Consider the following 21,203-nt stretch of genomic DNA (forward strand, 5'->3'; position numbering starts at 1 on the left):
AAATGGGCTTTGGTGATGGATGCGGCTACATCTCGCCGCGGTCCCACGATGCGGCGACTGCACTAACACCGGGAGAGATCAGGCCCCATTCCGGCGACGCGGGTCCAGTGCGCAAACTCGACCACTCCTTGCCCGCCCCACCATCTTGTCCTACAACTCCGCGAAACTGGGAGGAGCGCCGATCAGGCGCCGCAGCACGTCCTTGAGCAGCACCTACATCGCCATCGATTGGGGCAGCACCAATCGACGCGCCTACCTGATGGCGTCCGACGGAACCGTGCTTGACACCCTTCAGGACGATCGCGGCGCGCTGTCGCTGGTCGGCGACGACTATCGACGCGAGGTGGTCGCGATCCGAGAGCGGCTGGGCGTGCTGCCGATCCTGGCGGCCGGCATGGTCGGCTCCAACCGCGGCTGGCGCGAGGCGCCCTATGCGCCGGCGCCGGCGGACCTCTCGGCGCTCGCTGGCGCCCACATCCGGCTTCGCGACGACGAAGTGGTGATCCTGCCCGGCGTCTCGCTACAGACCGACCGGCGCTGCGACGTCATGCGTGGGGAGGAGGTGCAGGTGCTCGGGGCGGCGAGCGCCGGCCTGGCGCCGGCCGACGCGCTGTTCTGCCAACCTGGCACGCACAACAAATGGATCCGGCTGGCAGGCGGGCGCATCGTCGACTTCGCGACCGCCATGACGGGCGAACTGTTCGCGCTGCTGCGGGCCCAGGGGGTGCTGGCCGGCATGCTCGGCGGCGAGGTCGAAGCCGGGCCGGCGTTCCAGCGTGGCCTGGCGCGCGGCGCCGGCGCGACGGATCTCGCCGTCGCTCTTTTTGAAGTGCGCTCAGCTGTCCTGAGCGGCGTATTGCCGCCCGCCGACGCCGCCGCATACGCCAGCGGCGTGCTGATCGGCGCAGACGTCGGCGCGCGCAGCGACATCTCCGGCCGCGAGGTCCACCTGGTCGCGAGCGGCCCGCTGGCCCCGCTCTACGCCGCCGCCATCGAGGCGGCGGGCGGCCGCGCCGTAGCGGTCGACAGCCGCGCCGGCTTCACCGCCGGCATCCACCGCATTTGGGAACTGATCCGATGACCGATCCCGCCGCGCGTTTCGCGGAGGCTTTCGACGCCTGCCCTCTGGTGGCGATCTTGCGCGGGGTCACGCCCGCCGAAGCGCCGGAGGTGGGCGAGGCGCTCGTCGAGGCGGGCTTCACCTTGATCGAGGTGCCGCTCAACTCGCCGTCCCCGTATGACAGCATCGCGCGGCTCGCCAGTCGCCTGGCCGGGCGTGCGGTCGTGGGCGCCGGAACCGTGCTTTCGCCCGACCAGGTCCCCCGAGTCGCGGCGGCAGGCGGCGCGCTGGTGGTCTCGCCCAACACTGAGCCAGGCGTCATTCGGGCGACGGTCGAGACGGGCCTCATCTCCTTGCCCGGCTATTTCACCCCGACCGAAGGCTTCGCCGCGCTCGCCGCCGGCGCGCACGCGCTCAAACTGTTCCCGGCCGAAGGCGGCTCGCCGGCCTTTCTGAAAGCCCAGCGCGCCGTCTTGCCCGGCGACGCAAAGGTGCTCGCTGTCGGCGGCGTGACCCGCGAAACCATGCCAGCCTGGCGCGCGGCGGGCGCCGACGGCTTCGGGCTCGGCTCCGCTCTCTACAGCGCCGGCAAGCCGGTCGAGGCCATCGCCCGCGACGCCCGCCGCTTCACCACCGCCCTCCTGCAGCTCGCATGAAAGTTTCGCGACGCACTGTGCTGGGCGCGGCGGGGCTCGCGACCCTCCCCGCGCCCTCGCTCGCCGCGCCTCGAAAGCCGCTCGCGCCAACGCCGCCGATGGGCTGGAACAGCTGGAACAGCTTCGCGACCACCATCACCGAGGCGCAGACACTGGAGCAGGCCGCGATCATGCGCAGCGAGCTCCTGCCTGCGGGCTACGACATCCTGACGGTCGACCATCAGTGGTACCTTCCGGACGCGACCGGCTACGAGTACAGCCAACATCCCGTGCCGACGCTGGACCCCTACGGCCGTCTGCTGCCCGCGCCCAACCGATTCCCCTCGAGCCAGGGCGGCCGCGGCTTTCAGCCGCTCGCCAACAGCATTCATGGCCTGGGACTGAGATTCGGCCTGCACCGGATGCGCGGCATTCCCCGCCTGGCGGTCGAGCGCAACCTGCCGGTTATGGGCGCCCCCGGCGTACGCGCCCAGGACATCGCCGACACCTCCAGCATCTGCTCCTGGAACGTCGACATGTACGGCCTCGACATGTCCCGACCGGGTGCACAAGCCTACTACGACAGCGTCTTCGCGCAGCTCGCATCCTGGGGCGTCGATTTCGTCAAGGTCGACGACCTCAGCCGGCCCTATGACGCGCACGCGCCGGAGATCGAAGCCATCGCGCGGGCCATCGCGCGCTGCGGGCGGCCGATGATTCTCAGCATGTCGCCGGGCGAGACCCCGCTCCTCCGCGGCGACCACGCGCGGCGCCATGCGCAGATGTGGCGCATCTCCGACGACTTCTGGGACGACTGGCCGATGCTAGAGGCACAATTCACGCGCCTCGAGAACTGGAATCCGTTCATGGGCGACGGACGCTGGCCGGACGCCGACATGCTGCCGCTGGGCCGCCTTGCGCTCGGCGCACGCGACACGCGGTTCACCCCGGACGAGCAGCGCACCCTGATGACGCTCTGGTCGATCGCCCGGTCGTCGCTGATCATGGGCGGCGACCTGCGCCAGCTCGATGCGCCGACCAAGGCGCTCCTGACCAATCCGGAAGTGATCGCGGTCAACCAGGCCTCGAGCGCCAACCGTCCCCTCTTCCTCGACGACGGAGCACGCGTCTGGTCGGCGCGCGCGGCGAACGGCGACTGGTATCTCGCCCTCTTCAACACCGGCGCAGCGCCGCGCGAGATCGGCGTCGATCTGTCGAGGCTGGGGACGACCGGCAGCGTCGCCGTGCGCGACCTGTGGGCGCGGCGCCCCGACGGCGACGCCCGCGGACGGATCGCGCGGAGCATCCCCAGGCACGGCGCGGCGCTCTATCGGCTCTCCGCCGCATGACATTGGCGCTCGAGCAGACCTTGGCGAGGTCCGCTGCCGGCGCGGGAACTAAGGACCGGGATCGGACCCAATTCGGACATCAGCGATGACGGCGTCGACGATTGGATTTGACTGATGCCGGACCTTAAGAAAATGGCTGGCCCTTCAGCGCCGCGCTCGACACGGGTCGTGCCGGGGTTGCCATGATAACGATATCGTGCCCCCCTGGCCGTACCGATTCATTAGTCAGACAAATTTGGAAGTCGACATGAGACCTGTCGGGTTAGCTGCTGCCTTGACCATCGCATGGTGTTGGATGACGCCTGCGTTTGCTCAGACCGCGATCACGGTGGACGCTTCAAAGCCGGGCCCGGTTATCAGTCGCAATATACTCGGACAATTTTCCGAGCATCTGGGGCGCGGCGTCTACGGGGGCATTTGGGTCGGGCCGGCCTCCAAGATCCCGAACACGCGCGGCATCCGCAACGACGTCGTCACCGCCCTCAAGGCGATCAGGCCACCGAACGTGCGTTGGCCAGGCGGCTGTTATGCCGACGAGTACCACTGGAAGAAGGGGGTCGGGAAAGATCGCCCGGCCACGGTCAATTCGAGCTGGGGCGGTGTCGTCGAGTCCAATGAATTTGGCACGCACGAGTTCATGGACTTCGTCAGCCAGATCGGCGCCGAGGCCTATGTTTCCGTCAACGTCGGGTCCGGCTCCCCGGAGGAGGCGGCCGAGTGGCTCGAATACATGACGACCGACAAGCCGACCGCATTGGGGCGGCTACGGGCGCAAAATGGACGAGCGCAACCCTACAAGGTGGCGATGCTGGGACTTGGTAACGAGGCCTGGGGCTGCGGCGGATCGATGACCGCCGCGGACTACGTCCAGCAGATGCGGCAGTTCTCCAACTTCACCAAGAACTACAATCCTGCCCAGCAATCGACCGACAAGATGATGAAGATCGCAGTCGGCCCGGATCAAGACGACGAGGCCTGGACCGAGACGGTCATGCAGGCGTGGGCCAAAAGGGTCTGGAGTTGGGACATCGATGCGATCTCCCTGCACAGCTACACATGGGCCAAGGGGACCGGCGAGCGGGCGACCGGCTTTACGACCGCTCAGTACGCCGCCTTGCTCAAGAACACCTTGCGGATGGAAGAGCGGGTCAGCAAACACGCCGCCGTCATGGACAAGTACGACCCCGACAAGAAGGTCGGCCTGATCGTCGACGAGTGGGGGACCTGGTTCGCGCCCGAAGAGGGTGAACCGGACTATTCACTCTATCAGCAAAACACGCAGCGTGACGCGGTCATCGCAGCGCTCAACCTCAACATCTTCGCGCGCCATGCCGATCGGGTGAGGGGCGCCAATATCGCTCAGATGATCAACGCCTTGCAGGCCATGATCCTCACCAAGGACGAAAAGATCGTCCTGACGCCGACTTATCACCTGTTCCACATGTATGTGCCGTTCCAGGATGCGAAGCTGATTTCGGTCAACTATTCGTCTGGCGCCTACACGGAAGGCGACATCGCCCTGCCGCGCCTGGACGCCATCGGTGCGATCGGCAAGGACCGCAAGCTGTGGCTCTCCTTGACCAATTTGGACCCAAGGCGACCGCTTCAGATCAAGGCTGACGTCCCGGGGTTCACCTTCGCCGGCGCGCGGGGGCAAACCCTGGCGGGCGACCAGATGGGCAGCTTCAATTCATTCGATGCGCCGACGCGCGTGGCGCCCCAGCCGATCACGATCCAAGCCTTGGGCAAGGTCGCTGTGCTCGAGTTGCCGCCCCATTCGGTGACGGTGATCGGGCTCGATCCGGCGCGCTGACGATGTTCCGCGTCACCAACGGCGTCGCCTGACAACGATCACGGTCGGGCTGACGGAGCCGCCGTGCAGCCGGAGAAGACGCGAAAGACCCATGCGTCAACGCACGTCGCGCTGCCGAGCTTACGCCATCCAGGGGAGAGGCAAGTGAAACACCTCAAAACCACATTGGCCTGCGCCGCCATCCTGCTGTCGGTCAGCGGCTTCCAGGCTGCGACGGCGCAAGAGATCGCCAGCGTTAAGGCGTCGCCTCCCCAAAAGCTTTTGAAGCTCGTCGATCGACTGACGCTCCCGACGAAACGCGCCATGCCCAAGCCCAGCGCGCTCAGCGCGTACCTGTTCGTCTACTTCAAGGACGAGACTCATTCGATCTACTTCGCCACGTCGAAGGACGGCTACACGTTCACGGACGTCAACAATGGCGAACCGATCTTCCTGGGCGCGCAACTGGCCGAGCAGAAGGGCGTGCGCGATCCTCACCTCTTCCGAGGGCCCGACGGCGCCTTCTACATGGCGATGACGGACCTCCACATCTTCGCGCGCGAGGCGGGGCTTCGCGCCACCGAATGGGAGCGCCCCCAGGCCGACTACGGATGGGGCAACAACAAGAACCTCATCCTGATGAAGTCCTACGATCTGAACCATTGGACACATGCGCGCGTCCCCATCGGTGACGTTTTCGATGAGGTGAAGGACCTCGGCGCGGTCTGGGCGCCGGAAACGACCTATGATCCGGTCCAGAAGAAGCTGATGGTCTATTTCACGACGCGAGTGAAAAACACCAGCAACTACATGGTCTATTCCTACGCCAACGACGCTTTCACCAAGCTGGAGACCGCGCCCAAGCCCTTGCTCACCGTGCCTGGAAAGAGCGCCATAGACGGTGACATCACCAAGGTCGGGAACAAGTTTCACCTGATCTACGTGCTGCACGACAAGCCGGGCTATCTGCGCCAAGCCGTCTCGGACAAGATCAACGAGGGCTACGTCTTCGATCCGAAGAAGGTCGATCCCGAGACGGTCGCGACCGAAGCGCCGAACGTGTGGCGTCGCCAGGGCACGGGCACCTACGTCCTGATGTACGACGTCTTCGGCGCCAAGCCGAAGAACAACATGGGCTTTTCAGAAACGACGGACTTCATCCACTTCAGGAACATCGGGCGCTTCAACGAGCCGGGCTCGCCCATGAAAACGACGAACTTCGCCAACCCCAAGCACGGCGCGGTGATTGCGATCACTCCGCAGGAAGCCAAGCACCTGCAGGACTACTTCGCGACCTCGGCGAAAAAGCCAGGTATCTCGGCAAGAGTGATGTGGACGGGCAGGCGCGGTGCACGTCAACACCGCGTCCGCTTAACGGAAGCCTTGAGATGAGGTCGGACGTGAACGTGGTCATCGCCCCTCACGTCCGCGGCTCGAAACCACCCCGAACCGAAGTTCGAAAGGTCCGCTCGTCGGAGGTGGGCCAGCGGTGGAGAATTGTCCTGGCGGCGGGCGGCCCCAATTCGGCGGCCCTCCACCGCCGCCCTCACGCGAGCTGAGCGGTCCGCGAATAGGCGGCGAAGCGCTCGAAGCTCTCGCTCACCGGCTTGAACAGGACCGTACCGCCCGCGACTTGCGTCTCGAACGCGAGTGACGTCGGCGACAGGCGCTCCATGCGATCGATCACGTCCGCCGGCAGCATCGCCGGCTCGACTGGCGGCGGCGCCTTCTTGAGGTCGACACCGTTCCCGCCGCTCAGCGAGGCCACAATCGTGCCGAGAGGGATCTGCTGCGCGAGCACGACCGGTCCGTAGCGGATCGCGAAGAGACTCGAATCGTCGGGAAACGGCTCCTTTGTCAGGCGCATCGGCATCTCGAATTCGATCCGGTCGCCGGTCTTCCAGCGGCGCGTCAGCTTGACGTAGCTGCCCGGCGCGGCCATGGCCTCGACCGGCCTGCCGTTGATCCGCACGCGGGCCGCTTCGCTGGTCCAGCCGGGGATCCGCAGGCGCAGCGTCCACGGACGCCCGTCGGTCGCCTTGACCACCAGGGTCGTGCGGTCGCTGGTCGGGAACGCGGTCTCCTGGCGCAAGGTCACGCCCCGGTCCGCCCAGCTCAGCTCCGAGGCGACGAACAAGTTCACGTAAACGCCTTGCGCATCGTGCGCATAGATCATCGAGCCGAGTTGCGAGAAGTCCTCGAGCGCGGTGCCGCTGCAGCACCAGAAGGTCGCATCCTCGGTCGCCCAGGCTTTCCAGCCACCCGGCGCTATCGACAGGAAGTAGGTGCTCACCCCGGTCTTCGGGTGGATGGCGCCGAGGCGGTGATTGAGCAGGTTGCGCTCGTAATAGTCCATTAGCTCGACCCGCGGCGCCCAGGTGAACAGCCGCGTGGTGAGCTTCATCATGTTGTATGCGCAGCAGCACTCCTGGTGGTTGTCGGACCTGCTCCACTCTGCCGCCAGGCGGTGGGGCCCGGCCTGCCAATGCTCGTCATTGCTCGACCCGCCCGTGGCGTAGGTCCGCGACTGGACGACCGTGTCCCAGAAAAAGCTCGCCGCGTCGCCGAAGCGGCGGTCGCCAGAAAGCTCGTAGCGTCGTGCGGCGCCGACGAGCTGCGGCACGTGGGTGTTCATGTGCAGCCCGCGCAACTCGTCCCGGCGGCTGGCGAGCGGGTTCAGCACCCGCTTCTTGGTGAAGCGATCGCCGACGGCGATCCAGCGCGCGTCGCCGGTCGTCTCCGCGAGGTTGTAAAGAAGCTCGTTCATGCCGCCGAACTCCACCTCGAGGATCGTCTGCATGCGACCCTCGCCCTGAGCGGCGGTCCAGCGGTCCACCCATCCGGCCATTCCGACAAGCACTGGAAGCGCGGCCTGGTCGCCGGCGAGCCGATGCATGTCGAGCAGCCCCGCCATGATCTTGTGCAGAGTGTAGAAGGGCACCCAGACCTTGCCGGTGGCGGCGAGCCGGTCGAAGAAGCTAAGGGGAAAGGCGGCCAGATAGCCGTCCTGATCGAGCTTGGCTTGGCATTCCGCGAGGCCCTCCACGAGAGCGGCGCCGCGGTCGCGCATCTCCGTATCGCCCGTTGCGGCGAAGGCGGTCGCCGCGCCAGACAGGTAGTGGCCCACAAAGTGGCCGCGCAGCTCGCAGTCGGGCGCCTCCCAGCCGCCAAGCGGCTGCGCCTGGCTCGGCAGGCCCGCATTCAGGCGGAAGACATGCAGCAGCCGATCGGTCGCCAGCCTCTTCATATAGGCGATGTTCGCCTGCTGCGCGTCTCGAAACGGTCCACCCAGCAGCTGGACCGCGCCCAACGGATAGGTTCGGACCGCCGGCTCGACCTTGGTCATTGCGACCGACGCGATCCGCTCGAACGGTTCGTCGGACGCCGGCTGCGCCGCCGCCTTCTGTGCGGCGGCCTGCTGTGCGCTGGCGGAAGTCGCCAGGGCGAGCGGGGAGCTCACGAGCGCCAGGGAAAAGCCGCGCCGGCCGATCACCATCCGCTGCGTCGCCATCCGATCCTCCCTCCGATTTCGGCCGGGACATTGCAACGGTCCGCTCGCCAATAAGTCCGACTATATTGTTTTCAGATGGTATGATAGAGGCTTTCGCGCACCGCGACAGTGTCCTCCGTCGCATGCCTCACCACAGCCTTCACGCCCTTTCAGACACAGAGCGAAGCGGCTTCGCCGCCACATCAACCATGACTGCTTGCCCTGACGAAGTTGTCCGACTATATGCTGCCCGCACGGGCCTCGGCCGCCACCCGCGGGGGCTCCGGCCTTCGTTGAGGTCTCATAGCGCAGCCCTTTGAGGGTCTCGCCGAGCTTGAAGCCCGCCGCGGCCATGGCCGACGGAAGCGGTCGGCCGCCGGCGGGAACCTGGCGCACTACTGAGCGTCGGAACCGAGGGCGAGTGTCTCGCGCGCCCGCCTGGCCTTCGAGGCCGAGGCGACGAAGAGAACATTGACGGCCGTCACATCGTCCCGCAGCTTCAGAAAGAGCCGACCGGAGCGCGGCCGCGGAACCTTCAGCGAGTCGCCAGCGAAGCCGTCGGGAACGACGACGGACTTCTCGAAAGTCGGGCTCGCCGCCACCGCGGCGATCAGAAACAGATTGGAGCCCTTCAACACGCAGCTTCCTTGGCGTCCAGCCGGACAGGCCACGCCGCTGATCTGCGGCAGGCGGACAAGGACGCCGAGCGGCTGCCAGTCGCTCGCGATGTCGTCCTTGACGATCCGGAGCCGCAATGGGCCGAAGGCCGAGGCGATGAACTTGTTCTGCAGATCGAGGGTGGCGACCGCCACCTGCGGGTCCTGCAGCATGAGGCCCTCCGCGGCGGTGAGCTCGGCGGAGAAGGCGCCGTTCGTAGTCTCGATCTGCAACGTCTCGCGCCCCTTGAAGACGGTGGGCGGCTGGACGCGCACGGCGAAGGTCAGCTTTGATTTACGTGGCATGGCGTCCATTCCCCCGAGGCGGATGGACAGGCCCGCGTCGTCTTCAGCCCGCAGATTGCGGCTGATGACGGCGATCCGCGGCCGGGCGGGGGCGACGGTCGCCCGGATCGGGACGCTGCGGCCATCCTTCAGGCGGGCTTGGCCCGAAATCGCGTCGCCAGCGCTCAGCCGCTCCACCCCTTGGAGGTCGGTCGCCGTCAGTGCGATCTGGGTCTCAGAATTTGACGCGTCTGGCGCAAGCGTAAAGCGCACCCCCTCGAGCACAACGTCCTGCACTTCGTCCAGGCGCTCCCCAATGAGGAGGGTGGAGCGGTCGCCCGCGTGAAAGGTCAGGTTCGCAATCCGGCTCGGGCGCGAATACTGGCCGAGCGGCACCAGGTCGGCGTTCTTCAGCCCGAAGGTGCGGATCATCAGCTGGAAGTCGCCGCCACCCGCGGGCTTCGGCGGCAGGTGGATGCTCAGTTCGGTCGGGTCCGAAACGCTCCAGGCCAGCGGGGTCTCGCCACCCAAGGGCCACTGCAGCCGGACACTTTCGATGCAGGCGGTCGCCTCGCCCGCGAGCTGCAAGGTGCTTTCCTGGCCCACGATCAGGGACGGCCGGACGCCGCCCTTCGCGCTCCAGGCCTGCGGCTTGGGCGCGACGAACTGCACCGTGGGCCCCTCGAAAGTCGCAAACCCCCACCCGCCGACAAGCTGCCCCTCGGGCGCCAAGTCGCGCCGTCCGGCCGCAGCCGTGGGGTCGACAACGATCCCGCCGCGCTCCGGATCGGCGCGGGCCGGCAACTCCAGGCTGCCCGACCTTCCGGTCAGCCGGACCCTGAGGTCGTGCGCATAGCTGGCGGAGAAGACGAGCGGCGCGCCATCCATCGGCAGCACGAGGTCGGGACGAGCAGCGCAGTAAACCGCCGCCGGCTCGGCCGGATGCAACCTGGGCGGCTCCGCCGGGGACACCGGCGGCAAGGCCGCCACCAGCACCGACTGCGGATTGCGGAACGAGGGCGGCGCGTTTAGCAGCAACGTCAGGCGTTTGCCCACCACGACGCTGAGCGCCGGGATGTACTGGTACTGCGCCGTCCGCGAGGCGTCGAACAGGTGAACGATGTCGAACAGGGAGGCGATATAGGGGCTATAGTTGCCTGATCCCGCCCAGGGCGTGCTGCTGAGTTCGCGCACCAGTTCGGCCGAATAACCAGAGGCGAGCGTCTGGAGCGTCGAAGCCCGCGAGGAATCGTCCAGCACCAGGGCGTCGCGATCCTGCGTTAGGCACGAAGCCTGGGTCTCGGTCACCTTCTTCAGGCAGGCCTGATCGATCTTGATCCCCAGGCTGCGCGCCAGCAGCGGCGAGGCCGTCTGCAGCCGGCCTGGATCGATTTGGTTGATCCGGGCGACCTGGGCCGTGAAGACGTCCAGGCGCGAGCGGTCGAGACTCGCCTGACCCAGCTCCTGCGCGGCGCGGACGAAGGCACCCGGGCGGGCGCGCACGGCGCTCACGAGGCTGCGGAAATCCCCGCCCGTTTGCGGCGCCAGGAAGACCAGCAGCTGTTCGGCCGCTGGCGGGACCGTGACCTTGAGGCTGGAGCCCGGCTTCCAGGCTGCGGTCCGGGTGAACCAGCTCTCTGGCGGTGGATTAGTCGCCCCGCGCAGGAAACCCGCAACCAGCAGGTAGCGCACCGTCTCGCCTGGAGGCAGGTCCGGCGTTATGACGATCTCGTCGCCTGCCGCAAGGTTCGGGACGTTGGCGATCGGCAGGGTCGCGCCGTCTCGCGTGACGCTGATCTGCAGCGTGGGCCCGGTCAAATCGAACGGCGCAGCGGCCACGCGGTGAGCCAGCGTCCCGACGAAAAGAGAAAGCACCAGGGTCAGCACGCGCCGGCCGGACCGGCGCTGCCAGCCCGACGATAGGCGCTGGCCGCTCGCAAGCTGCGACCGCACGGCTGTGGCCAATCGTTCTACCAAGCAGGCCCGAACCGCTGCGGATTTCGCAGCCTTTACGTCTACGAACCAGCTGTTCACGCTCTGCTGCCGCGGCGGTGAGACTGCAAGGGGCTCACGAATTGGCGATGATCAGCTCTGTTCATCCTTCCCCCTCCACGACATATCTCCAGACATGATATCGTTACCACATCCATGCGCGAAAGTTCAAAGCGATCACCTCGCGGAATTCGACCTCGCGCGGACGGCCCCGACGCCCGGGCTTTGGCATCAACGGCGCAATCTGCTCCCGCTCCTCGTCCGTCAGGTCAGACGGGTAGCGCTTGGTCTTCTTGGCCATCCGGCCACGGCTCTGCTCTGTCCACATTCAGAGCTTGAAGCATAACCCGCCCTCGGCCGGAATCCCGCCCGGCGATTTTCCAAACTGCCTCTAAGCATGCCAGGCGACACCTCTAGGCATTCGAGCTTTCAACCAGAGTGGGGTCGGCGCGCCGTACGCCTTGCGCCTCACGCAATATGACATTGTTCTGACTGGCGGGTCGTCGGCTGCGGGGCACCAAATCTCGGCGGCAGCCTTGGCAAAGAGGGGTCGCGTTCGAGATATGTTCCACCCAGCGATAATCTGGACGAACCGTAAACAGGTTGACGGTCCGCTTCTCGGATGGATGCGCGGGGCAACGCCCGCTCCGAACCGCAGGGCGGTGTCCCTGATATTCGCCCGGTTCTGTGGCCGCCAGGACAGCGCGAGCCGCAGCGCGGCCCGCGGCTGTGCGCGCCCGGATCCGCCTGAGCTCGATATCCGCGACTTGAGCGAGGACCGCGAGGATGATCTCCCTACCCTTCGGACGATCAGACCCAAGCCATCAATGTGGACCGAGACGCCCGCCTCGGGCAGCCTGCGCACGGTGGACCGGACGTCGAGCGCGTCACGCCCAAGGCGATCGACGGCATAGACGTATAATTTGTCGCCGGGCCGGAGCTGCTCGAGCAGCTTCGCAAGACTTGGCCCGTTCGCAGCCAAGGCCGATCCGCTCAGTTTCTCGTGGCTGAACTCGCGATCGAAGTCGCGACCGATCTGATGGCGCTGGGCTTCGATGCTCTGGTCGCCGGCGGACACTCGAGCGTCAGCCATGAGCAGACAACGACTTTGCCATCATTGCTAGGTGGAGACGAATTGCGAGGCGCCTGCCTCCACCGCCACTCAGACCCCCAACGGGTCTCGAGTCAATTTCCCCTAAATCCCGCGTGGCTGTTCCTGCGTCCCAACCCACCGGATCCTCGCCCTGGAACTATCGACGATAGAATGAGGCTCGCAAAGCACGGTGACGACCGACGACGGGCTGATCCCGCAGCTCTCACCACTCGGATGGGACCATATCAACCTGACCGGTGATTTCGTCTGGTCGGACGCCCTCGTGCTCGACGCTGCCGGGTGCATGCCGTTGAGATTGCCGGCTGCGTAATCCCTCGCACGCCCTACCGTATATCTGTGTCCCAACAATGCCCTGGCGCCGAGTGGGCGGTCAGCACGCGGCCGGAGCGCCCCCTTAACGAGCCCTTCGCGCAGGAAGGCGTCCGGCCCTGCTGGCCATGTGATCTCACAGCGACCGTGCTCAAGCCGTCTGGAGACGCATCGTCGAACGACCGGGTCAGAATGCCGGGCTGATTTTAGTGGGGAAGGGTCAGCCCGTCTCGAACAAGCTGGACCCCTTCCACCGCGGTCGCATCAGCAACAGCTTCCGCTGCGGCAGGGCGGGAGACCACACCGTAAAGCGACACCTCGCCATGATCGACGTCGACCATTATGTCGGACATATCGAAGTGTGTGTTTCTGTGCAGACCCGCCTGCACTGCAACGCGAATGCGCAGGTCGGCAATTGGATAGGTCGCCAATTCGGTCATCTTAGACCTCCTTGAGGTGCGCGATCAGACGCGGATCACGCGGACGGCCCGCTCAGCCTCGGTCGCAGCTCTCTTGGACGCGAGCCATTATTACCAGGCTCGGAATTATTGGCCCTGGTCCATGACGCAGGCTACGCCTGCACACAAACCGCGGCGGCCATCGTTTGTTCCATCCAGATGATCCGAAGGCGCGCTGGAGTGCTCGCGGCCTCCGGCACAAGACGTCAGCATGGGCTGCGGAGCAGGCGAGCCAAGCTCCGGTTTCTGGACCGGAGCCATTGTCACAATTGGGCGCTCAGTAGCCCCTCTGCAAGGCGGTGGATCCGCGGGGTCCGCAGACCGGAGCGGGAGAGACCCGCCCCAAGCTGCACGGCGATGGAGAACCCTCGGCCACGTCTTCCACAAAGGCCGGCTGAAGCCGCGTCTGGCCGCGCCCGAACATCGGATAGACCGTGTAGCGCCGCAGCAGCTTGAGGAGTGGAGTATCGACAGGAACGCATCGTCCGGGCCAAACATCACCGCCGGACGTATGAGGATTGCGCTGGGAAAGGCCTCCCGCACCGCAAGCTCGCCCTCGCCTCGCCTGCGGATGCCCTGCTCCGGCAAAGCTTGGCTCTGCGCCCAGAACCGGTCATCCCCAAGTGCGCCCAGGCCGAGGGCGGAGTAAAGCCGGCAGCTTCGTTAGGTCGCCGCCCTCCACCAACCCTATGCCCCTAACGCCTCGCGCACCTTGCTGGCGAGATGCGACAGCGTGAACGGCTTGGTGAGGAGCCGAGCGTCGGGGTCCAGCACGCCGTTGTGGACGATGGCGTTGCGCGTGTAGCCGGTCATAAACAGGACCTTCAGATCGGGTCGGAGCTTCAGCGCCTGCTCACTGAGTTGGCGGCCGGTCATCTTGGGCATGACCACGTCGGTGATCAGAAGCTCAATCTCGGGATGGGTCTGGAGCAGCTCCAGGGCGGTTCGGCCGTCTGACGCCTCCAGTGTGCGATAGCCGAGGTCCCGAAGGGCGTTGTTGGCGAACTCCCGCACCCCCGTCTCATCTTCAACGAGCAGGACCCAAGTCTCCGCTGGCGCCTGCTCGGGGACGGGCTCGACAGATCCGTTGGAAGCGCCCGCCGGCGCAAAGCTGCGGGGTAGGTAGAGCTTGAGAGTCGTGCCCGCGCCAGGCTCGCTGTAGATCTTCACATGCCCGCCGGATTGTTTGACGAAGCCGTGGACCTGGCTGAGGCCGAGCCCGGTGCCCAGGCCGGGGCCCTTAGTCGTGAAGAACGGATCGAAAGCCTTCTCGACCACTCCAGGCGGCATGCCGACACCTGTGTCGGTGAGCGCCAGCAGCACATACTGGCCGGGCGTCACGCTAGGGTCGGAGCGAGCATAGGCTTCGTCGAGGAACGCGTTGGCGGTCTCGATCGTGAGCCTCCCCCCCTGCGGCATGGCGTCGCGAGCATTGAGCGCCAAGTTGAGCACCGCGCTCTCGAGCTGCGACTGATCGATCAACGCCGGCCACAGGCCGCCGCCGAGCACGGTTTCGATGGTAATCTGTTCGCCGAGCGTGCTGCGCAGGATCTGCGACATCTCCGCCACGATGCGGTTGGCATCCAATGAGGCGGGCGCCAGCGGCTGCTGACGGGAGAAGGCCAGCAGACTCTGGGTGAGCTGCGCCGCGCGTTGCGCACCCTCCAGCGCACGGTCGACGTACCGACGCTGTGCCGCGTCATCGGCAAGACGTCGCGCCAGCATGTCGAGGTTGCCGATGATGATCGCCAGCATGTTGTTGAAGTCATGCGCAAGCCCGCCTGTGAGTTGGCCGATCGCCTCCATCTTCTGCAGCTGGCGTAGCTGTCCTTCGCTGACGGCCTGGCGCTGCATCGCATCTGCCAAAGCGGCGCTCCTCTGCGTCAGTTCGGTGACGGAGCGTCGGCCGACCCGCATCACGAACAGCGCCAACACCATCGCTGCGAGCAGGCAAACCGCGATCGCGCCCACCAGCATAGTGCGCTTGGCCGTCACCCGCGCCTCGCGCCCAGCGAGAAGGCTCACTTCACGGTCCTCGATCGCCACGGCGGCGGCCCGCACGTCCTCCATAGGGTTCAAGTGGACGTGGGCGCGCACGGCCGCGACCGCCTCATCACGCCGCCCGCCCCGCAGGAGATTCAGCGTCCGGTCGAGCTCACCCAGTTGAGTGAGGATGGCGCGATGGAGAACGGCGATCTGCTGTTGCGCCGCCGGATTGTCTTGGGTCAGGTCTCGCAGACGCGCTTCTAGACGCGGGATGTCGGCCTTGGCGGCTTCGAAGGCGGCGAGGTAGCGAGGGTCTTCCGTGATCAGATAGCCGCGCTCGGTTAGGGTGGCGCCCTGCACCCTGACGAAGAGCGCCTGGTTGACGCGCCGGACCTCAAGGGTGTGGGTGACCCGCCGTTCCGCGTCGGCCGCCTGGTTCGCCAGCACGATTGCTGCGGCTCCGGCGACGAGCAGCAGGCCGAAGCTCGCCACGATGGCGACAGCGAGACGCTTCGCGCCAGGAACGACGTCGTACAGCCGCAACCACGCCACACCCAAGCTCCGCCCCAGCGAATGCATCACTCGCGGATGGAAGGTCGCGCCTATCTAGTAGCTTCGCAAGGCCAACGCGCGCGCTGAGCACTGATGCGCCAGCCGCCGTTGCAAATGTAGGTCGCAAAAGGTCGCCTTCTGCGGCCAAATTCTGCGACACCGTTCCACGATACCGTCGCCAAGTGCACTGTGCTCTCGCAAAACTTAGGAGATTTGGGACTAGCGGGATCCACGCGCAACACGAACTGTCGGTTTTCAAAGTCGATGTCAGCACTCTTTCACAGGCGTGTCAGCGGCGCCGGGAGGCGGCCGACCACCTCCGACAAGCGGACACTCCCAACTTCTCAGAAGGGTGGAAATCTGCCGTTAGTCTAGGAAGGCTGATAGTGGCGGTTGCACCTCAGTGAGCTAATGACGTGATGGAAACGATTGAGGCAACCGTCAAGGTTGCCTTCCCCGAACAGCCGCTCCCAAAGGTTTTCTTCGCGAGTACGGAAGGGTTGGCGCACGCCATCCCCCTTGAACTTGCTGCTCGCGTACAAGGTCGGCCTTGGATGTCCGTATCACTGCTCGACTGGCGGCTCGTTGGAGCAGCCCGCCTCAGCAGGAGTGAATCAGGCCGGAGTCACGGCTTCAACGGTCCTTTTTCAACGGCATCGGTGCATTCCGATGGTTCGCCCACACCCTAGTTCGACTGGCGCGCCTGCCTGCGCCAGCTGGCAGGGGGCACGCCGCGTTCGCGACGAAAGGCCCGGGTGAAGGCGGCCTCGGACCCGTAGCCAACCTCGAAGGCGATCTCCGACACGGAGCGAATGGAGTCCCGCAGCATCTGGCAGGCGAGTTGCATGCGCCAGCCCGCTAGGTAGGTCATCGGGGGTTCGCCGACGACCGCGGTGAAGCGCTCCGCGAAGGCGGAGCGTGACATGTTTACCGCGCCGGCCAGCGCCTCGGTCGTCCACGCCTGGTCGACACGCGCGTGCAGGAGCGACAGGCTCCGGCCGATCACCGGATCCCTCAGAGCGGCCAGCCAGCCGACTGCGTCCTCAGGCATGGCCGCCAGATGCCGGCGCAAGGTCTCGACGAACAGCAGTTCTGAGACCTTGGCTACGACGGTCGCCGTGCCCGGATCGCCGTTGGCCAAGGTGCGCGCCGCATAGGTGAGGGTGCCGGCGATCCAGTCGCCTCCCGGTAGGTTGGCGACATCGACGACGATTGCCGACGGCAGGCTGGAGAGCAGCGGATAGAGCTGTTCGTTGCCGCCCATGAAACCGCACACCATACGCGTCCTCGCGCCGCCGCCGCCGAACGTCGCCCCGGCCACGCCGAAAGCCTCTGGCGGACGCACCACCTCGGCGGCCGGCAGCGGCGTCGTCTTCGCTCCGCTGCGCAGAACATGCATCTCGTTGCGCGGCAGCATGACGACCTGGCCTTCCGACACGCGCGCCGACGCGAGATCCCCGACATCAAGATCGAAGCCGCCTTCAAGCACGTAGTGGAAACCGACCACCCGCTGCGGCTCAACCATGAAGGGGCGGCAGAGCTCGGGCGCCACCTGGCCCACGACCGCCCACGGCTCCGTCATCTCGGCCTCAAGGTAGAGGCCGCCGGTCAGCCCCACTACCCGTAGGATGTCGGAAAGTGCGTCCATGGCGGCAGTGATCCCAAACCCGGCGGAACGGTCAAGATCAGCGGCGGCCCGATCATTATCGCCGCCCGCGGTGCGGCCTACACCGGCGTCGTCGCCTGACGGCCGCTTCGGCTTCGGGCGCTTGATCGAAGCAAGGAAAGAACCATGGACCTCTATGTCATCCGCCGCCCGAGCGCCTGGGCGAACCTGCAGGAACTGGAAGCCGCCGGCGCCAAGTCGGCGCGTATCGGCGACACCGAGATGTCGGACCGCGTCCGCTGGATCCGCAGCTACGTCGTCAGGGAGCCCGACGGCCGCATGGGAACCGTCTGCATCTATCAGGCGCGTGACGTGGACTCGATCGTCGACCACGCCGCCCGCGTCGGCATGCCGGCGGAAAACATCGTGCCGGTGGTCGACACGGTGATCGTCCGCGCCGACCCCGTCGGCGACGCAGTCGCCGCTTGAGCTGCGCCAGAGCCAGGGTCGGCTGGGGCCGACCCTGGCGAGCGGAGAACCGCCGTGATGCTTCACCCACTTTTCGAACGAGCGCTTGGCCACGCCAGCCGCTATCGCGCCATGCTGGACAGCCGCTCGCCGTGGCCGGCGCTGAACGGCGCGGCGCTCAACGCCCGGTTCGACGGTCCGACGCCCGAGCAGGGCCGCGACGCCCTTGCGGTAATCGACGACCTGGTGGCCGCCGCTGAGCCAGGCCTCGCCGGCGCGGCGGGATCGCGCTTCTTCGGCTGGGTGATCGGCGCCTCGCACCCGGCGGGCGTGGCGGCCGACATGCTGACCAGCGCCTGGGGACAGAACGCCGGCAATCACGGCTGCTCGCCTGCCGCCGCCGTCGCCGAGCAGGTCGCTGGGCGCTGGCTGGTGGACATGCTGCGGCTGCCGGCCGAAAGCTCGGTCGGCTTCGTGACCGGCGCGACCATGGCCAGCTTCACTTGCCTTGCCGCCGCGCGGAACGCGGTGCTGGCGCGGGTCGGATGGGACGTGGAAGCCTTCGGCCTGGTCGGCGCCCCGCCGGTGCGCATACTGCTGGGCGAGGAAGCCCACGCGACCATCGGGTGCGCCTTGCGCTACCTCGGTTTCGGCTCGCAGGCGACGCGGATCGCCGCCGACGCGGAGGGGCGGATGGACGCGGGCGCGCTCGCCGCCGCCCTCGCGGCTGGGGAGGGTCCAGCCATCGTCATCGCCCAGGCCGGCCAGATGAACACCGGGGCCTTCGATCCCTTCGAGCCGATCGTGCGCGCCTGCCGCGAACACGGCGCCTGGCTGCACGTGGACGGCGCCTTCGGCCTGTGGGCGCGGGTCGCCCCCGAGTTAGACGCCCTCACCCGCGGCGTCGAGGCCGCGGACTCCTGGGCCGTGGACGGGCATAAATGGCTGCAGCTGCCCTACGACAGCGGCTTCGCCATCGTGCGCGACGCAGCGGCGCACAGGCGCGCGATGTCCATTGTCGCAAGCTACCTGCCGGCCGAGGGCGAAGGGGTCTACGACCCCGCCCAGCGCGTGCCGGAGCTGTCGCGTCGAGCGCGGGGCTTCGCCGCCTGGGCTCTGTTGCGGCACCTTGGCCGCGCCGGGGTCGCCGATCTGGTGCGCGGCCACTGCGCCTTCGCCCGCCGCGCCGCGGCCAGGCTGTCGACCGAGCCCGGCGTCGTCGTCCTGAACGACGTCGTCCTGAACCAGATCATCGTCGCCTTCGGACCACCTGGGCGTGGAGATGGCGCGACGCAGGCCGTCATCGCCCGGCTACAGGCCGATACCGCATGCCTGGCCTGCGGCGCCGAGTGGCGCGCGCGGCGCGTGCTGCGTCTGTCGATCATCTCCGGACCGCTCACGGAAGGCGATGTCGACCGTCTAACCGACGCGGTCCTCTCCGCTTGGCGTCAAGTCCGCGCCGAATTCGAATCCCCCCTTACGATTGGAGCTCCAGCATGAAGTACGCATCCATCCTTCAAACGATCGGCGGCACGCCCACTGTGGAACTGTCCCGCCTGGCGCCCACCGGCCGCCGCCTGTTCGGAAAGGTCGAGGCCTTCAACCCGATGGGCTCCGTCAAGGACCGTCTGTCTCTCGCGGCCATCGAGCGCGCCGAGCGCGAAGGCCTTCTGCGTCCGGGCCAGACGGTTGTCGAGGCCACGAGCGGCAACACCGGCATCGGCCTGGCTATGGTCTGCGCCGCCAAGGGCTACCCGCTGGTGATCGTCATGGCCGAGAGCTTCAGCGTCGAGCGGCGTCGGCTGATGCGTTTCCTAGGCGCGAAGGTCGTGCTCACGCCGGCGTCGATGAAGGGAAGCGGCATGTACCTGAAAGCCCTGGAGCTCGCGGCGGCGAACGGCTGGTTCCTCGTGCGCCAGTTCGAGAACGAGGCCAACGCCGACGTGCATTCCGAAACCACCGCCCAGGAGATCCTGGAAGACTTCCGCGGCGAGCGACTGGACTACTGGGTGACCTCCTTCGGCACCGGCGGCACCCTCAAGGGCGTGGCCCGCGCCCTGCGCCGGTCGCGGCCCGAGACCAGGATCGTCGTGGTCGAGGCCGACAACGCCCGCCTGCTCGGCGGCGGCGTCGCCCAGCCGCCGCAAACCGGCGCGGCGCCGGCAAGCCACCCGCTGTTCCAACCGCACCCCATCCAGGGCACGACGCCGGACTTCATCTCCAAATTGACCGCCGACGCGGTCGCCGAGGGCCTGATCGACATGATCGTGCCGATCAACGGCGGCGACGCCATGACCATGTCGCGGCGGCTGGCCCAGACCGAGGGCGTGTTCGCGGGCGTGTCGTCCGGCGCGGCGCTGGTCGGCGGGCTGAAGGTGGCGGCCGAAGCTCCCTCAGGCTCGACTATACTGTGCATGTTTCCCGACACCGGCGAGCGCTATCTCTCGACCCCGCTGTTCGCCGACGTCCCGACCGACATGACGGCGGAGGAGCTGGCCATTTCGCGGTCGACGCCGTCGGCGCGGTTCGACGGCGCGGGCGCACCCCCTGCGGCCGTCGCGGCGGTCCCGCCTGCGGCGGACTCGGAGGTCGAGCGTCGGGTGGCCGAGGTCATCGCCGGCGAGCCTGTCGTGCTGTTCGCGCTGGAATGGTGCGAGTTCTGCTGGTCCGTGCGGCGGTTCTTCGACGCGCTCGAGATCCCTTACCATGTCGTCGCCCTGGACGCCCTGGCGCTGCAGGCGGACGAACTCGGCCTGCGGATGCGCCGTGCGCTGACCGGAAGGACCGGGTCGCCGACGATCCCGCAGGTCTTTGTCGGCGGCAAGTTCGTCGGGGGCTGCACGGACGTCTTCGACGCCTACATGCAAGGGCGCCTGCAAGTCCTGCTCAACGCATCCGGCATATTCCTGCGCCAAGACGCTCGCCTGGCTCCAGAGGAGTTATTGCCGGCCTGGCTGCATCCCCGGGCGCCCGCTCCAGCCTAGGTCCTTGCGTCGGCCTTCAGGGGTCACTGCAAGAAAGTGGGCTGAGTGTACGCTAGGCGCGAACGGACGGGGTGGTCGGCATGGCCACCTAGCTCACAAGTCGGCGCATTGCGCCTCCTAGCTCATATGCTTGGCTCAGAAGCGGCGCGGGCTAAGTTCTTGGCCCTAGCGCGAAAGGCACAAGTTTTGAGACGACTATCCTAGGGATCCAGGATTGGTCAGAACAGAGCGCCGATGGGCGCCCGCGAGTTGACACCCGAGCGTCTGCCATGAACAGACAACGATTTTGCCGTCACTCCTAGGCGGAGACGAGTTGCTCGGCGACTGCCTCCACCGCCACTTTCCCTCGGGGATCAGGCCGTTAGCGAGCGGTAAGCTGCCTGTGATAGTCGGCCTCCCATTCCCAAAAACACCAGGCAAGGCGGCGGATGTCGTAGTGCATGTACGGCATGGCAGGCCTAGGCGAA

Annotated in this window: 14 protein-coding genes and 1 pseudogene; 8 read left to right on the forward strand and 7 right to left on the reverse strand. The window is 66.8% G+C overall.

Translation table 11 applies throughout. The features are described from left to right. Positions 1 to 202 precede the first annotated feature (202 nt). The 5 genes from ACSQ2B_RS14330 (at position 203) to ACSQ2B_RS14350 (ending at position 6,228) form a co-directional block, all read left to right on the forward strand. Positions 203 to 1,081, forward strand: coding sequence for a 2-dehydro-3-deoxygalactonokinase (locus tag ACSQ2B_RS14330; RefSeq protein WP_436050773.1), 879 nt, complete (start codon positions 203 to 205; stop codon positions 1,079 to 1,081). Further along, positions 1,078 to 1,716: a 2-dehydro-3-deoxy-6-phosphogalactonate aldolase gene (locus tag ACSQ2B_RS14335; RefSeq protein WP_436050775.1), complete on the forward strand. Its 639-nt coding sequence runs from the start codon at positions 1,078 to 1,080 to the stop codon at positions 1,714 to 1,716. Before ACSQ2B_RS14330 ends, ACSQ2B_RS14335 begins: the two co-directional genes overlap by 4 nt. Continuing rightward, entirely contained in the window at positions 1,713 to 3,044 is a 1,332-nt protein-coding gene (locus ACSQ2B_RS14340; protein WP_436050777.1) for a glycoside hydrolase family 27 protein, read from the forward strand. The genes ACSQ2B_RS14335 and ACSQ2B_RS14340 overlap by 4 nt, the downstream gene beginning before the upstream one ends. A 274-nt stretch (positions 3,045 to 3,318) precedes the next feature. After that, positions 3,319 to 4,857: an alpha-N-arabinofuranosidase gene (locus ACSQ2B_RS14345; protein WP_436050778.1), complete on the forward strand. Its 1,539-nt coding sequence runs from the start codon at positions 3,319 to 3,321 to the stop codon at positions 4,855 to 4,857. 63 nt (positions 4,858 to 4,920) lie between these two features. Then, entirely contained in the window at positions 4,921 to 6,228 is a 1,308-nt protein-coding gene (locus ACSQ2B_RS14350) for a glycoside hydrolase family 43 protein (RefSeq protein ID WP_436050780.1), read from the forward strand. 154 nt (positions 6,229 to 6,382) lie between these two features. On the opposite strand, the gene ACSQ2B_RS14355 is transcribed toward ACSQ2B_RS14350, so the two are convergent. From ACSQ2B_RS14355 to ACSQ2B_RS14385, 7 genes and pseudogenes are all read right to left on the reverse strand, one after another. After that, entirely contained in the window at positions 6,383 to 8,347 is a 1,965-nt protein-coding gene (locus ACSQ2B_RS14355; protein ID WP_436050782.1) for a glycoside hydrolase family 127 protein, read from the reverse strand. A 374-nt stretch (positions 8,348 to 8,721) separates the two neighbouring features. Next, positions 8,722 to 11,220: a hypothetical protein gene (locus ACSQ2B_RS14360; protein WP_436050784.1), complete on the reverse strand. Its 2,499-nt coding sequence runs from the start codon at positions 11,218 to 11,220 to the stop codon at positions 8,722 to 8,724. Between the two features lie 214 nt (positions 11,221 to 11,434). Then, positions 11,435 to 11,587, reverse strand: a pseudogene (locus tag ACSQ2B_RS14365) (transposase); the annotation flags it as partial. Between the two features lie 63 nt (positions 11,588 to 11,650). After that, positions 11,651 to 12,352: a recombinase family protein gene (locus ACSQ2B_RS14370; protein ID WP_436050786.1), complete on the reverse strand. Its 702-nt coding sequence runs from the start codon at positions 12,350 to 12,352 to the stop codon at positions 11,651 to 11,653. Positions 12,353 to 12,888: 536 nt separating this feature from the next. Next, positions 12,889 to 13,122 (reverse strand): BON domain-containing protein, encoded by a 234-nt coding sequence (locus tag ACSQ2B_RS14375; protein ID WP_436050788.1) that lies wholly within the window; start codon positions 13,120 to 13,122, stop codon positions 12,889 to 12,891. 705 nt (positions 13,123 to 13,827) lie between these two features. Beyond that, the gene (locus ACSQ2B_RS14380; RefSeq protein ID WP_436050790.1) at positions 13,828 to 15,669 is read right to left on the reverse strand and encodes a CHASE3 domain-containing protein; all 1,842 of its coding nucleotides are present in this window, start codon (positions 15,667 to 15,669) and stop codon (positions 13,828 to 13,830) included. Positions 15,670 to 16,363: 694 nt separating this feature from the next. Then, on the reverse strand, positions 16,364 to 17,326 hold the full coding sequence (locus ACSQ2B_RS14385) for an AraC family transcriptional regulator (RefSeq protein ID WP_436050791.1): 963 nt from the start codon (positions 17,324 to 17,326) through the stop codon (positions 16,364 to 16,366). Between the two features lie 144 nt (positions 17,327 to 17,470). Between ACSQ2B_RS14385 and ACSQ2B_RS14390 the strand changes: the two genes are divergently transcribed. Genes ACSQ2B_RS14390 through ACSQ2B_RS14400 form a run of 3 tightly spaced genes read left to right on the forward strand, consistent with a single transcriptional unit; the run spans position 17,471 to position 20,736 of the window. Next, on the forward strand, positions 17,471 to 17,773 hold the full coding sequence (locus tag ACSQ2B_RS14390; RefSeq protein ID WP_436050793.1) for a nickel-binding protein: 303 nt from the start codon (positions 17,471 to 17,473) through the stop codon (positions 17,771 to 17,773). 57 nt (positions 17,774 to 17,830) lie between these two features. After that, positions 17,831 to 19,252 carry a pyridoxal phosphate-dependent decarboxylase family protein gene (locus ACSQ2B_RS14395; RefSeq protein ID WP_436050795.1) on the forward strand — a complete coding sequence of 474 codons (1,422 nt, stop codon included), beginning with the start codon at positions 17,831 to 17,833 and terminating at the stop codon, positions 19,250 to 19,252. Beyond that, positions 19,249 to 20,736 (forward strand): pyridoxal-phosphate dependent enzyme, encoded by a 1,488-nt coding sequence (locus ACSQ2B_RS14400; protein ID WP_436050797.1) that lies wholly within the window; start codon positions 19,249 to 19,251, stop codon positions 20,734 to 20,736. The genes ACSQ2B_RS14395 and ACSQ2B_RS14400 overlap by 4 nt, the downstream gene beginning before the upstream one ends. Positions 20,737 to 21,203 lie beyond the last annotated feature (467 nt).

The sequence above is a fragment of the Phenylobacterium sp. LjRoot225 genome, from assembly GCF_964252855.1.
Lineage (GTDB): Bacteria > Pseudomonadota > Alphaproteobacteria > Caulobacterales > Caulobacteraceae > Phenylobacterium.

Bases quoted from the DNA above. Each gene is read 5' to 3' on its own strand.
- ACSQ2B_RS14335 (WP_436050775.1), top strand. From the start codon at position 1,078: ATGACCGATCCCGCCGCGCGTTTCGCGGAGGCTTTCGACGCCTGCCCT.
- ACSQ2B_RS14340 (WP_436050777.1), top strand. From the start codon at position 1,713: ATGAAAGTTTCGCGACGCACTGTGCTGGGCGCGGCGGGGCTCGCGACC.
- ACSQ2B_RS14355 (WP_436050782.1), bottom strand. From the start codon at position 8,347: ATGGCGACGCAGCGGATGGTGATCGGCCGGCGCGGCTTTTCCCTGGCG.
- ACSQ2B_RS14370 (WP_436050786.1), bottom strand. From the start codon at position 12,352: ATGGCTGACGCTCGAGTGTCCGCCGGCGACCAGAGCATCGAAGCCCAG.
- ACSQ2B_RS14375 (WP_436050788.1), bottom strand. From the start codon at position 13,122: ATGACCGAATTGGCGACCTATCCAATTGCCGACCTGCGCATTCGCGTT.
- ACSQ2B_RS14385 (WP_436050791.1), bottom strand. From the start codon at position 17,326: ATGGACGCACTTTCCGACATCCTACGGGTAGTGGGGCTGACCGGCGGC.
- ACSQ2B_RS14390 (WP_436050793.1), top strand. From the start codon at position 17,471: ATGGACCTCTATGTCATCCGCCGCCCGAGCGCCTGGGCGAACCTGCAG.
- ACSQ2B_RS14395 (WP_436050795.1), top strand. From the start codon at position 17,831: ATGCTTCACCCACTTTTCGAACGAGCGCTTGGCCACGCCAGCCGCTAT.
- ACSQ2B_RS14400 (WP_436050797.1), top strand. From the start codon at position 19,249: ATGAAGTACGCATCCATCCTTCAAACGATCGGCGGCACGCCCACTGTG.